Here is a 13,451-nt window from a genome sequence, read left to right as displayed (position 1 = left end):
CTGATTTAATTAATTTATACAAACTTAGATTATTTTAACACAATCTTACAGTTTGCTTCGTTAGACTTGTAGCGAAATCGTTGTAATTTCGAGCAATATTACTAAAAAAGTATTATGCATGCATATTTTTAACTAAAAAAAAACGCATCCTCTTAAATTTTAACTGTTAAAATTTAGTTGAGCTTAAAATTAACCTGCATTTTTTCCAATTCCTGCAACAATTCTGTCGAAATCTTAATCTTCAATCGACGACTTGGCATCGTTAATTTGGTTACTACCTTAATTTCCTCAACCTCATTTACTTCCTGAATTTTAGTTTCTTCGAGCGGTGCATCTTCATTTTCATTCTCCTCTGCAAAAACAGCATCCTCGGTTTCTTCAAAATCAGTCGGTGTTTCTACTGCCACGAGTCGTTTTATTTTTTCTAATTCCATGATTTCAAAAGTAACCGTATTATCGCCTTTGTTTTCATTGAATAAATGACTCAGTTTGTGAATAAATTCAGTTTTCAGGTCTTTAATATTCAGCAATAAAACCAATTTTTTAGCAAAGGCTTCCAGAATATCCTGCAATTGCCTGATCTCAACAAACTGCATTCTCGGCTCCGATTTTTTACCGGTATCATGATTTACCCAACCGTCTTTTATTAATATTTTCAGGAAAGCAAAATTATTCTGAATCAGGAAATGGCGAAATTTTAAGTATTCTTCTCCAAAAATCTTAAACTCGTAACTTTCATCATAGCCTTCTAAATTAAATACTGCCCAGCCTTTTCCGTTTTTAGCGACACGATGCTGTACATTATTGATGATTCCGGCAAAATTCAGGTTTTTCCCCACATATAATTCCATGCTTTTCAGCGCTTCCAGTCGGGCATTGCAGAAGTATTTCATTTCAAACCTAAAATCATCAAGCGGATGTCCGGAAATATAAATCCCGACTACCTCTTTTTCTTTTGCCAGCTTTTCCATGGTACTCCAGTCTTCACAAGGAGGCACGACTGGCTCAGCAATCTGGACTTCACTTGCTTCTCCGAATAAACTTACCTGCGATGAGTTTTCGTTTTCCTGAAATTTCGCTCCATAACGCATCGCTTTTTCATAGAATGTAATTCCATCGCCATCATCATGAAAATACTGGGCTCTTGTTGTTCCTTCAAACGAATCAAATCCTCCGGCCAAAGCCAGATTCTCGATTGCTTTTTTATTGGCCGCACGTAAATCAATACGCTTCGCCAAATCAAAAATAGATTTATATCTTCCGTCTTTTCTGTTTTCTACAATTGTTGCTACCGCTCCTGAACCTACCCCTTTAATTGCTCCCATCCCAAAACGGACAGCATAATTATCATTTACCGTAAATTTATAAAACGATTCATTCACATCAGGTCCTAAAACCTCTAACCCCATACGTTTACATTCTTCCATAAAAAACGATACCTGCTTGATATCATTCATATTATTCGAAAGCACCGCTGCCATATATTCTGCAGGGTAGTGTGCTTTTAAATAAGCGGTCTGATACGCAATCCAGGCGTAACAAGTCGAGTGTGATTTGTTGAAGGCATAACTCGCAAAGGCTTCCCAGTCTTTCCAGATTTTCTCCAGAATTTTTGCATCATGACCTTTTTTTGCTGCCTGCTCCACAAATTTAGGTTTCATTTTATCCAGAACGTCTTTTTGTTTCTTACCCATCGCTTTACGCAAAACGTCGGCTTCACCTTTGGTAAAATCAGCCAGCGATTGCGACAAAAGCATTACCTGCTCCTGGTACACCGTAATTCCGTAAGTCTCTCCTAAGTATTCTTCACAGGCATCTAAATCGTATTTGATTTCTTCCTCTCCGTTTTTTCTTCGAACGAAAGAAGGAATATATTCCAAAGGCCCCGGGCGATACAAGGCGTTCATGGCAATTAAATCTCCGAAAACCGTAGGTTTCAGATCCTTCATGTATTTCTGCATTCCGGGTGACTCGTACTGGAAGATTCCAACCGTTTCTCCTCTTTGGAAAAGTGCGTAGGTTTCCTGATCATCAATTGGGAAAACATCCGGATCCAAATCAATTCCGGTTCGGTATTTTACCAGTTTAACGGTATCTTTTATCAGGGTAAGGGTCTTCAGACCCAGGAAGTCCATTTTTAGCAATCCTGCACTTTCGGCCACCGAGTTATCAAACTGGGTTACATATAAATCAGAATCTTTAGCAGTGGTAACGGGAACGAAATTCGTAATATCCGATGGCGTAATAATTACCCCACAGGCGTGAATACCTGTATTTCGCATCGATCCCTCCAGAATTTTTGCCTGCTGTATCGTTTCTCCGGCCAAATCGTCTTCGTTGGCAATCGCGATTAATTCTTTTACATTGTCAAACTCATCCGAACGAAGTGCTTTTTTAACCTCGTCTTCATTTTCAGAAATAAAACGCGCTAAATTCCATTTCGACGGCATCATGGCCGGAATCAGTTTTGCAATCCTGTCAGCTTCAAATAACGGTAAATCCAGTACACGGGCTGTATCACGAATCGCCGATTTGGTGGCCATTTTACCATAGGTAATAATCTGAGCTACCTGATTTTTACCGTATTTATTGATTACATAATCCATAACACGTCCACGACCCTCGTCATCAAAATCGATATCAATATCGGGCATAGATACACGATCCGGATTCAGGAAACGCTCAAAAAGCAAGTCGTACTTAATCGGATCAATGTTGGTAATTCCCAAACAATAGGCTACGGCAGAACCCGCTGCAGATCCACGACCAGGCCCTACCGAAACGTCCATGTTCCGGGCTTCGGCGATGAAATCCTGAACGATCAGGAAGTACCCCGGATATCCGGAATTGGAAATCGTTAATAACTCGAAATCCAGACGTTCCTGAATAGATTCCGTAATTTCTCCATATCTCTTTTTTGCACCCACCATAGTCAGGTGTCGCAAATATTTATTTTCACCTCTTACTCCGCCATCCGCTTCATCTTCAGGAACTACGAATTCTTCGGGAATATCAAATTTCGGAAGCAATACGTCCCTGTAAAGCGAGTAAATCTCGACCTTATCGACAATTTCCTGAATATTGATAATGGCATCCGGCAAATCGGCAAAGAGCTTTTTCATCTCTTCCTGGGACTTGTAATAGTATTCCTGATTGGGTAGTCCGTAGCGATAACCACGGCCACGACCAATTGGAGTTGCTTGTTTTTCTCCGTCTTTTACACACAATAAAATATCGTGCGCATTGGCGTCTTCTTTATTTAAATAATAGGTGTTATTTGTGGCAATTAACTTGACATTGTGCTTTTTAGAAAATTCAATCAGCGTCTTATTGACACGATTCTCATCTTCCTGGTTGTGGCGCATGACTTCCAGATAAAAGTCATCCCCAAATTGTTCTTTCCACCAAATCAGAGCTTCTTCGGCCTGGTTTTCACCAATGTTCAGAATTTTGCTCTGGATTTCTCCGTATAAATTTCCGGACAATACCATGATATCTTCCTTGTATTGTTCGATAATTTTTCGATCAACTCTGGGAACATAATAAAATCCGTCCGTAAAGGCAATCGACGACATCTTCGCCAGATTGTGATAGCCTTTTTTATTTTTGGCTAACAATACAACCTGATTACCGTTGTCTTTTTTGCTTTTATCCAGGTGGTTGTCGCAAACATTAAATTCACAGCCCACGATTGGTTTGATTTCGGTCTCCGTTGGTTCTTCACCAGCCTCAACCAAGGCTTTATTTTTGGCTGATGCCGCTTTGTTGTGATTCATAACGGCGCTCACAAAGTGAAAAGCCCCCATCATGTTTCCCGTATCGGTCATGGCAACGGCCGGCATTCCGTTTTTAGCTGTAGCCGCAACGATATTACCGATTCCTATTGTGGATTGTAAAACCGAAAACTGCGTATGATTGTGTAAATGCGCGTATTTTGCCGCTTTAAAATCTGCTCTGTCAGAATCTGAAACCGTTGTCTGTCTGGTATTTCCTTCTAAAGCTCTTAATTGCTCCCTGATTTTATCAGAGGCTGCTTTTAAGTTGATATGTTTCAGACCAATTAATGGAAATTCCTGCGGATTTCTATTTTGAAACTCCCTGAAATAATCCTGCGGAACATCCAGTTCTTCTTTGGTAAAAACTTCTCTTCTGATTAATTCAAGAAAACAACGCGTCGTTGCCTCAACGTCGGCCGTTGCATTGTGCGCTTCTGCGAAAGGTTTATTAAAAAGATATTCGTGTAATTCTGTTAAGGTTGGTAATTTAAATTTACCTCCACGGCCTCCCGGAAGCTGTAATAAAGACGCGGTTACCTCCGTACAGGTATCTAAAACCGGCATAGCACTCATTGGCGAATCCACTCCCATTCTGTGGAATTCGGCTCCCATAATATTAACGTCAAAACCTAAATTCTGACCCACAATAAATTTGGTTTTGCTTAAAGCAATGTTGAATTTCTCTAAAACTTCGGCCAGGGTGATTCCATCGGCTTCAGCCAACTCTGTGGAGATTCCGTGAATACGTTCTGCATCATATGGAATATTAAATCCGTCAGGTTTAACTAAGTAATCCTGATGTTCGATCAATTGTCCCATTTCGTCATGCAGCTGCCATGCGATCTGTATACAGCGGGGCCAGTTATCAGAATCGGTTATCGGGGCATCCCAACGTTTGGGTAATCCGGTTGTTTCGGTATCGAATATTAAATACATAAGTTTAAATAGCAAAAATTAAATTCCAAATCCAAAGTCCTTTATCCGCATAAAACATTGATTATATGGACTATAAAAATATCGAAATACATATATGGAAGAAGTTCAAATTTAGTCATTTTTTAGAAAAAGAAAACGGATTAATAGCCAAAAAATTATTCTTATCAACTCATTAGCATTTCTCTTAAAATACATAAAATTTGATAAAAATCACTTCTTTGGATGTCGTAGTATTTCAATTAAAAAATGGAAGAAAATACTCGTTTTGAATCTTGTTTTATTATAATCAAAAAGGGTTTATATTTGAAATTTCACAAATAAAAAACGACCTCAAAAACAACAATTATCACTACTTTCATTCAATTTGTTGCGTTTTTCAAAGCAAAACACTCCATTTTATAGATATTTTAAGATAATTTTGCAAACTATCAAAATAAAAAATAATTTAAGCAGAAAAAGAAAAATAAATTCAGTTTTCTATTCCTTTTTCGATAAAATCCAAGCGCGTAAATACCAATAGCGATTTGTATTACAGTTTGGGTATCGTATATAATGAAATATTGAAATTGACGCCCTTGTATCTTTTTTTACTTTTGTTTTCCTATTTATAATGAGCAGGAAATTGCTGTGGTTAGAAATTACAATTAAAAAAAATAAAAAATGAGTAAGACATTATTTGACAAAGTATGGGATTCACATGTTGTGCGTAAAATTGAAGATGGACCGGATGTGTTTTTTATTGACCGTCATTTCATTCATGAAGTTACAAGTCCCGTTGCTTTTTTAGGATTAAAAGCCAGAGGCGTAAAGGTTTTATACCCGGAACGTACTTTTGCAACTGCCGATCACAATACACCAACCATAAACCAACATTTACCAGTGGAAGATGCTTTATCTGCCAATCAGCTTAAAGCACTTGAAGATAATGCTGCCGAATACGGAATTTCACACTGGGGATTAGGTCACATTAAAAATGGAATTGTACACGTAGTAGGCCCTGAAAACGGAATTACTTTGCCGGGTGCCACTATTGTTTGTGGTGATTCGCATACGTCTACTCACGGTGCTTTTGGAGCGATTGCTTTTGGTATCGGAACTTCTGAGGTGGAGATGGTACTTTCTACACAGTGTATCATGCAGCCAAAACCAAAGAAAATGCGTATCAACGTAAACGGCCAATTAAGTAAAGGTGTGGGGCCAAAAGACGTTGCACTTTATATTATTGCGCAATTGACTACTTCCGGAGGTACAGGATATTTTGTTGAATACGCCGGAGATGTTTTTGAAAACATGACTATGGAAGGCCGTATGACGGTTTGCAACCTAAGTATCGAAATGGGTGCCCGCGGCGGAATGATTGCTCCGGACCAGACTACTTTTGATTTCCTTGAAGGAAGGTTATATGCACCAAAAGGGGAAGCCTGGACCAAAGCAGTTGAATACTGGAAAACTTTAAAAACAGATGACGATGCCGTTTTTGATGCCGAATTAAACATCAATGCTGCTGACATCGAACCAATGATTACTTATGGTACTAACCCTGGAATGGGAATTGGTATCTCTAAACATATTCCGAATGCCAATCAGGTTGAAGGCGGAGAGGAAACATATAAAAAATCCTTAGCCTACATGGGCTTTGAAGAAGACGATGTGATGATTGGAAAACCAATTGATTACGTTTTCTTAGGGAGCTGTACAAATGGACGTATTGAAGATTTCAGAGCTTTTACCGAAATTGTGAAAGGAAGAAAAAAAGCAGACAATGTTACTGCCTGGCTAGTTCCCGGTTCTCACGTTGTGGAAGCTCAGATTAAAGAAGAAGGTTTATTAGACATTCTTACGGAAGCCGGTTTTGTATTACGTCAGCCTGGATGCTCCGCATGTTTAGCAATGAATGATGATAAGGTTCCAGCCGGAAAATATGCGGTTAGTACATCAAACCGAAACTTTGAAGGCCGTCAGGGCCCTGGTTCCAGAACATTATTAGCAAGCCCGATTATGGCTGCTGCTGCTGCTGTTACCGGAAAACTAACAGACCCAAGAGAATTATTTTAATTCTCGCTATACGCTTTAAGCTTTAAGCTTTAAGCTGAAAAATCAATACAAAAACATTGCTGTAGAGAAAAGCCTAAAGCTTACAGCCTACAGCGTAAAGCAAAAAAAAATGGCATACGATAAATTTAATATACTTACCAGTAGTGCTGTGCCACTACCAATTGAGAATGTAGATACAGATCAGATCATTCCGGCCCGTTTCCTGAAAGCAACAAAACGTGAAGGTTTTGGAGACAATCTTTTTAGAGACTGGAGATATAACGGCGATGATAGCCCAAAGGCTGATTTCGTTTTGAACGACTCCACTTACAGCGGAAAAATTCTGGTGGGAGGAAAAAACTTTGGTTCAGGTTCTTCCAGAGAACATGCTGCCTGGGCCGTTTACGATTACGGTTTCAGAGCTGTCGTTTCTAGTTTCTTTGCCGATATCTTTAAAGGAAACTGCTTGAATATTGGCGTTTTACCGGTTCAGGTTAGCCCTGAATTTGCTGATACCATTTTCAAAGCGATTGAAGCAGATCCTAAAACCGAGTTAGAAATCAACTTGCCCAACCAGACCATTACTTTATTAGCGACAGGACAACAAGAGTCTTTCGCCATTAACGGATACAAAAAGAACAATATGATCAATGGTTTTGATGACATTGATTATTTACAAAATATTAAAGAAGATATTGTGGCTTTCGCTGATAAACTTCCTTACTAAAAAAAATCTTGTTCATTCTATTTAGACCCGACAGATTCCAAAAACCTGTCGGGTCTTTCTAAATTAAAGAAGAGAAAAATATAAAACAACTATAATTTCATTTTTAGAAATATAGCATATCAATATGGAAAAAAGAAAAATTGAAATAATGGATACGACGCTTCGTGACGGTGAACAAACCTCCGGAGTATCTTTTTCTGCTGCAGAAAAACTGACCATTGCACAATTATTATTGGAAGAATTAAATATTGATAGAATAGAAATTGCTTCTGCACGTGTAAGCGAAGGTGAATTTCAGGGAGTAAAAGGCATTATGACCTGGGCTGAAGAAAAAGGATACACCAACCGAATCGAAGTTCTTACATTTGTAGACGGAGGATTGTCTATTGAATGGATGAAAAAATCGGGTGCGAAAGTCCAGAATTTATTAACCAAAGGTTCTTTAAACCACCTCACCCATCAATTAAAAAAAACACCGGAACAGCATTTTTCCGAAATTGCACAAGCGATCGCTTTAGCCAAAGAAAACAATATAGAAACCAATGTGTATCTGGAAGACTGGAGCAACGGAATGCGTAATTCTCCTGAATATGTTTTTCAGTATCTAGATTTTTTAACGCAGCAGCCTGTAAAAAGAATTTTACTTCCGGATACTCTTGGCGTATTAATTCCGTCGCAGGCTTTTGAATTTATTTCAAGAATTACAGCGAGATATCCAAAAACCCATTTTGATTTTCACGCGCACAATGATTACGATTTAAGTGTGGCCAATGTTATGGAAGCTGTAAAAGCCGGGATTAACGGCTTGCACGTAACCGTAAACGGAATGGGAGAACGTGCCGGCAATGCTCCCCTGGAAAGTACTGTGGCCGTGATAAACGACTATATGCCCGAGGTAAGTATCAATATAAAAGAGACTTCTTTATATTCGGTAAGCAAACTGGTGGAAACTTTTACCGGGTACAGGATTCCTGCCAACAAACCTATTGTAGGCGATAATGTTTTTACGCAGACTGCCGGAATTCATGCCGATGGTGACAATAAAAACAACTTGTATTTTAACGATTTACTTCCGGAACGTTTTGGAAGAAAAAGAAAGTACGCTCTCGGAAAAACATCAGGAAAAGCTAATATTGAAAAAAATCTTCAGGAGTTAGGCTTAAAACTCAACCAGGAAGACTTAAAATTAGTTACACAGAGAATCATCGAATTGGGAGACAAAAAAGAAACGGTCACCAAAGAAGACCTGCCCTATATCATTTCCGACGTTCTGGACAGTCATACCTATCAGGATAAAATCACAATTGAGTCCTATATATTAGTACACTCAAAAGGAATGCGTCCGTCAACCACTTTGTTATTAAAAATCGATGACGAAGTTATCGAAGAAAATGCACAGGGCGACGGTCAGTTTGATGCTTTCATGAATGCACTGTCTAAAATCTATAAACAAAAGAAATTAACATTACCAAAACTTATCGATTACGCCGTGAGAATTCCGCCAGGCAGCAGCTCCGATGCTTTATGCGAAACGATCATCACCTGGGTAAACAACGGAAAAGAATTTAAAACCAGAGGATTAGATTCAGATCAGACCGTTGCAGCGATTATTGCAACGCAAAAAATGCTGAATGTGATTCCGTAAGGTTCTAAGTTGCTAAGATCCTAAGGTTCTGAGCGAAAAAACCTAGAATCTTAGCGACTCAAACCTCAGAAACTTAAAACCCAAAAAACAATTATAAATAAAAGTTCTGACTTACTAAGAAAAAATAACTTAGAACCTTAGAAACTCAGAACCTTAGAAACTTAAAAAAAATGAAATTTAACATAGCCCTTTTAGCAGGAGACGGAATTGGTCCTGAGGTAATAAATGAAGCAGTAAAAGTATCTGATGCTATTGCAAAAAAATTCAATCATGAAATAACCTGGACACCAGCTCTTACAGGAGCCTGTGCCATTGACGCCGTTGGAGTTCCTTATCCCGATGAGACTCACGAAATTTGTATGAAAGCGGATGCCGTTTTATTTGGGGCAATCGGTCACCCAAAATACGACAATGACCCAACTGCTCCTGTTCGTCCGGAGCAGGGATTATTGTTGATGCGTAAAAAATTGGGATTGTTTGCAAATGTGCGTCCAACTTTTACTTTTCCTTCTTTAATTGACAATTCTCCTTTAAAAAGAGAAAGAATCGAAGGAACTGATTTGGTTTTCTTAAGAGAATTAACGGGAGGAATCTACTTTGGTGAAAAAGGGAGAAGAGACGATGGAGAAACTGCTTTCGATAACTGTGTTTACACCAGAGCCGAAGTGCAGCGTTTAGCCAAAAAAGGTTTTGAATTAGCCATGACACGAAGCAAAAAACTATGTTGCGTAGACAAGGCAAACGTCTTGGAAACTTCGCGTTTATGGAGAGAAACCGTTCAGGCAATGGAAAAAGAGTATCCGGAAGTTAACGTTTCTTACGAGTTTGTTGATGCGGTGGCCATGCGTTTGGTACAATGGCCAAACTCTTATGACGTATTGATTACTGAGAATTTATTCGGAGATATTTTAACCGATGAAGCTTCTGTAATTTCAGGTTCTATGGGATTAATGCCTTCGGCTTCTGTTGGGGAACATACTTCCTTATACGAGCCAATCCACGGCTCTTATCCACAGGCAACCGGATTGAATATTGCGAATCCGTTAGCCACTATTTTATCAGCCGCCATGATGTTCGAAGATGCTTTTGGATTAAAAGCCGAAGCTGAAGCGATCAGAGTGGTTGTAAACAAATCTTTGGAACAAGGTGTTGTTACAGAAGATTTGGCAGCAAAAGGATCAAAAGCCTACAAAACCAGTGAAGTTGGAGACTGGCTTGTAGCGAACTTATAGTTAATTTTTGTTTCAGGTTTGAGGTTTTCGAACTTGAAACCTGACACAAATCAAACCTGACACAAAATTTAGCACATAAAAAAAGGGATCAACTTTCGTTGATCCCTTTTATATATTTAGAAAAAAATATTAATATCCTCCTCTGTTACCACCACGGTCATTTCCACCACGGCTGTTTCCTCCACCATAACCTCCGCGTGAATCTCCACCACGACTGTTATTGTTGAAGCTTCTTCTTTCGCCTTCTGGTTTCGGTTCAGATTTATTAACCACAATTGCACGACCTTGAACAGTAGCTCCGTTCAATTCATCAATTGCTTTTTGAGCTTCAGCATCGTTTGGCATCTCAACAAAACCAAAACCTTTGCTTCTTCCTGTAAATTTATCAGTAATGATCTTAACTGAATCTACTGCTCCGTAAGCCTCGAAAGACTCTCTTAAATCTGCTTCCTCAATACTGAATGGAAGGCTTCCAACAAAAATGTTCATATGTACTTATTTATAATAATGTAGCAAATGTAATCTTATTTTTCTCTAATCTACTATATATTAGTTTATTTATGTTTTTATTTTAATTTTAAAACCCTTATTTTAGAAAAATTTAATAATTAAAATTTAATTAATTTTCCAAAGTTGTGCTGGGAGTGACTGGAACCTTGTAAAACACGCCTTCGGTAAAACTTACATTCTTTTTTTCATTCGCGGCTGCATTTGAATTTACTGCTTTAAATTTAAATGTTCCCGAAATCGTTTTATCTTCAATATTATATTCTGTAATTGTTATCTGGCCTTCTCCAATATTTGGTCCGGTACTAAATAAAAAAACATCTGAACCAATCTCATAATAATAAGAGGCTCTTGTAACATTATCTAATCCAAGGAAATAGGTTCTTTCCTCTGAAGAAGCCAAATTAAGTAGTACCTGTTCAGAACCCATCGTTCCTTTAATTGTTACTTTATCATCCGGGGCAATTTGAGCTTCATAAATTTGCGCCCGCCAAAAAACATTGTCTTTTAAACTTTGAAAGGCCGGATTATTAAATTTCACATCTTCTGTACAAGAAGTGACAAGCAAAAAAATTAATGAAAGAAAACAGAAACATTTTTTCATGTAAAATAAATTTAGCGCAAAAGTATTTCATTTGAGAGAAATAATTAAAAAACAAGTCCGAAAAACAATAAAAATTAGGAATAATTTACCATAAGGACATTTAATACCATTTTGAACGTACAATTCAGAAAAAAATTATATCTTTGCGCCCTTAATTAACAGAGGTCGAGTACCTCAAAATTTAATCATACGATTATGTCAGTAAAAATTAGATTACAAAGACACGGTAAAAAAGGAAAACCTTTTTACTGGGTTGTAGCTGCAGATGCACGCTCAAAAAGAGATGGTAAATACTTAGAGAAAATCGGTACTTACAATCCAAACACAAACCCGGCAACTATCGACTTAAACCTTGATAGTGCAGTTAAATGGTTACACAATGGTGCACAACCAACTGATACTGCTAGAGCAATTCTTTCTTACAAAGGTGCTTTATTGAAACACCACCTTGATGGAGGTATTCGTAAAGGTGCTTTAACTCAAGAGCAGGCTGATGCTAAATTAGCTGCCTGGTTAGATGCTAAAGCTGGAAAAGTTGATGCTAAAAAAGACGGTTTAACAAAAGCGCAAGCTGATGCTAAAGCTAAAGCTTTTAAAGCAGAACAAGAAGTTAATGCTAAACGTTTAGCTGCTGCTGCTCAGGCTGAAGCTGATGCTATCGCTGCTGCGACTCCTGCTGTTGAAGAAGAAGTTGCTGAAGTTGAAGCGGAAGCTGCTACTGAAGAAGCTCCTGCTGCTGAAGAAAATAACGAAACAACTGAAGCATAATTTTAGTTAGCGAGAATGCGTAAAGAAGATTGTTTTTATTTAGGTAAAATCGCTAAAAAATTTAGTTTCAAAGGAGAAGTTCTGGCTTATTTAGACACGGACGAACCTGAGTTATACGAAAATCTGGAATCAGTGTTTGTTGAATGCAACAAACACCTGGTTCCTTTTTTTATTGAAAAAAGTTCATTGCATAAAAACGATTTTCTCAGAATCCGTTTTGAAGATATGAATACCGAAGAGGATGCAGATGCCATTATGGGAAATGCTATTTATCTTCCTTTAAACATGCTGCCAAAACTTACAGGCAACAAATTTTATTTTCACGAAGTAATCGGTTTTGAAATCGAAGACCAGCGTTTAGGCGTATTTGGAAAAATCGCTGCCGTAAACGATACTACTGCACAGCCCCTTTTTGAAGTTTTAAACGGTGAAGTTGAAATGCTGATCCCAATGATTGATCATTTTTTGGTAAAAATTGATCGTGATAATAAAAAGGTTATCATGAACCTTCCGGAAGGATTGGTTGAGATGTACTTGTAGTTTTAAATTCCAAATTTTTTAAATCCCAAATTACAACCTGAGGATTAAATTACAACCCGAATCCTTGGAATAAAACTCCTAATTCAAAAGGTTGATTCTTATTTTTGGATAAATTTATTTTTGAAAGAAAAAACCTTCTTTTACTAATTCTTTTTTTATACTTTTACATTCAATATTGGAATTTGGAATTTAAAAAATTGGCATTTGCTTCATGAACAAACCTTATAATTTAGAAGAAAGAACATTTCTGTTTGCAAAGGAATGCAGGAACTATATTCGAACCCTTCCTAAAACTACATCAAACCTGGAAGATGGCAAACAATTAATCAGATCATCGGGTTCTGTCGGTGCTAATTACATTGAGGCAAATGAAAAACTGGGAGACAAAGATTTAATATTTCGACTAAAAATTTCCCGAAAAGAAGCTAAGGAATCTAAATTTTGGCTACGCTTATTACACGAATTAAATCCTGATCAAAAAACACTTTCTGATTCTCTATTATTCGAAATAGAAGAATTACGAAAAATTTTATCGGTAATAATCACCAAAACATCAAAATAATTAATTCGATATTTAGTCTTATTTTTACAATGTAAAACAACCCCCAATTTGAAATTGGAATTTGGAATTTCATTTTTGGAATTTCATTTTCATTTATAATTTGGTCCCGATAGCTATTGG

10 protein-coding genes are annotated in these 13,451 nt (G+C 37.6%); 7 read left to right on the top strand and 3 right to left on the bottom strand.

Features of this window, described 5'->3' with window-relative positions:
- Nucleotides 1-173: 173 nt before the first annotated feature.
- Nucleotides 174-4,712: a DNA polymerase III subunit alpha gene (gene dnaE, locus GJU43_RS07915; RefSeq protein ID WP_154340236.1), complete on the bottom strand. Its 4,539-nt coding sequence runs from the start codon at nucleotides 4,710-4,712 to the stop codon at nucleotides 174-176.
- A gap of 660 nt (nucleotides 4,713-5,372) precedes the next feature.
- On the opposite strand from dnaE, the gene leuC reads away from it, so the two are divergent.
- The 4 genes from leuC to leuB all read left to right on the top strand — a co-directional run bounded on the left by leuC (nucleotide 5,373) and on the right by leuB (nucleotide 10,350).
- Nucleotides 5,373-6,767: a 3-isopropylmalate dehydratase large subunit gene (gene leuC, locus GJU43_RS07910; protein WP_154340235.1), complete on the top strand. Its 1,395-nt coding sequence runs from the start codon at nucleotides 5,373-5,375 to the stop codon at nucleotides 6,765-6,767.
- A gap of 109 nt (nucleotides 6,768-6,876) precedes the next feature.
- A complete protein-coding gene (gene leuD / locus GJU43_RS07905) occupies nucleotides 6,877-7,473 on the top strand; it encodes a 3-isopropylmalate dehydratase small subunit (protein WP_154340234.1) in 597 nt (198 codons plus the stop codon).
- Nucleotides 7,474-7,597: 124 nt separating this feature from the next.
- On the top strand, nucleotides 7,598-9,118 hold the full coding sequence (locus tag GJU43_RS07900; RefSeq protein ID WP_154340233.1) for an alpha-isopropylmalate synthase regulatory domain-containing protein: 1,521 nt from the start codon (nucleotides 7,598-7,600) through the stop codon (nucleotides 9,116-9,118).
- 170 nt (nucleotides 9,119-9,288) lie between these two features.
- On the top strand, nucleotides 9,289-10,350 hold the full coding sequence (leuB, locus tag GJU43_RS07895; protein WP_154340232.1) for a 3-isopropylmalate dehydrogenase: 1,062 nt from the start codon (nucleotides 9,289-9,291) through the stop codon (nucleotides 10,348-10,350).
- Between the two features lie 129 nt (nucleotides 10,351-10,479).
- Here the strand turns inward: leuB and GJU43_RS07890 are convergent, their stop codons facing one another.
- On the bottom strand, nucleotides 10,480-10,839 hold the full coding sequence (locus GJU43_RS07890) for an RNA-binding protein (RefSeq protein ID WP_026982652.1): 360 nt from the start codon (nucleotides 10,837-10,839) through the stop codon (nucleotides 10,480-10,482).
- Between the two features lie 130 nt (nucleotides 10,840-10,969).
- A complete protein-coding gene (locus GJU43_RS07885; RefSeq protein WP_154340231.1) occupies nucleotides 10,970-11,461 on the bottom strand; it encodes a DUF6252 family protein in 492 nt (163 codons plus the stop codon).
- Between the two features lie 195 nt (nucleotides 11,462-11,656).
- Here GJU43_RS07885 and GJU43_RS07880 point away from each other — a divergent pair, with 195 nt between their 5' ends.
- The 3 genes from GJU43_RS07880 (at nucleotide 11,657) to GJU43_RS07870 (ending at nucleotide 13,331) form a co-directional block, all read left to right on the top strand.
- The gene (locus GJU43_RS07880; RefSeq protein WP_154340230.1) at nucleotides 11,657-12,229 is read left to right on the top strand and encodes a 30S ribosomal protein S16; all 573 of its coding nucleotides are present in this window, start codon (nucleotides 11,657-11,659) and stop codon (nucleotides 12,227-12,229) included.
- Nucleotides 12,230-12,244: 15 nt separating this feature from the next.
- Nucleotides 12,245-12,769 (top strand): ribosome maturation factor RimM, encoded by a 525-nt coding sequence (gene rimM, locus GJU43_RS07875; RefSeq protein ID WP_127340642.1) that lies wholly within the window; start codon nucleotides 12,245-12,247, stop codon nucleotides 12,767-12,769.
- Between the two features lie 211 nt (nucleotides 12,770-12,980).
- On the top strand, nucleotides 12,981-13,331 hold the full coding sequence (locus tag GJU43_RS07870; protein WP_154340229.1) for a four helix bundle protein: 351 nt from the start codon (nucleotides 12,981-12,983) through the stop codon (nucleotides 13,329-13,331).
- Nucleotides 13,332-13,451: the final 120 nt, after the last annotated feature.

This window comes from Flavobacterium sp. LC2016-23, assembly GCF_009674775.1.
Taxonomy (GTDB): Bacteria; Bacteroidota; Bacteroidia; order Flavobacteriales; family Flavobacteriaceae; genus Flavobacterium.
The sequence above is the reverse complement of the archived record's forward strand: the minus strand, read 5'-3'. Positions and strand labels throughout refer to the sequence as shown.

Bases quoted from the DNA above. Each gene is read 5' to 3' on its own strand.
- dnaE (WP_154340236.1), bottom strand. From the start codon at position 4,712: ATGTATTTAATATTCGATACCGAAACAACCGGATTACCCAAACGTTGG.
- leuC (WP_154340235.1), top strand. From the start codon at position 5,373: ATGAGTAAGACATTATTTGACAAAGTATGGGATTCACATGTTGTGCGT.
- leuD (WP_154340234.1), top strand. From the start codon at position 6,877: ATGGCATACGATAAATTTAATATACTTACCAGTAGTGCTGTGCCACTA.
- GJU43_RS07900 (WP_154340233.1), top strand. From the start codon at position 7,598: ATGGAAAAAAGAAAAATTGAAATAATGGATACGACGCTTCGTGACGGT.
- leuB (WP_154340232.1), top strand. From the start codon at position 9,289: ATGAAATTTAACATAGCCCTTTTAGCAGGAGACGGAATTGGTCCTGAG.
- GJU43_RS07890 (WP_026982652.1), bottom strand. From the start codon at position 10,839: ATGAACATTTTTGTTGGAAGCCTTCCATTCAGTATTGAGGAAGCAGAT.
- GJU43_RS07885 (WP_154340231.1), bottom strand. From the start codon at position 11,461: ATGAAAAAATGTTTCTGTTTTCTTTCATTAATTTTTTTGCTTGTCACT.
- GJU43_RS07880 (WP_154340230.1), top strand. From the start codon at position 11,657: ATGTCAGTAAAAATTAGATTACAAAGACACGGTAAAAAAGGAAAACCT.
- rimM (WP_127340642.1), top strand. From the start codon at position 12,245: ATGCGTAAAGAAGATTGTTTTTATTTAGGTAAAATCGCTAAAAAATTT.
- GJU43_RS07870 (WP_154340229.1), top strand. From the start codon at position 12,981: ATGAACAAACCTTATAATTTAGAAGAAAGAACATTTCTGTTTGCAAAG.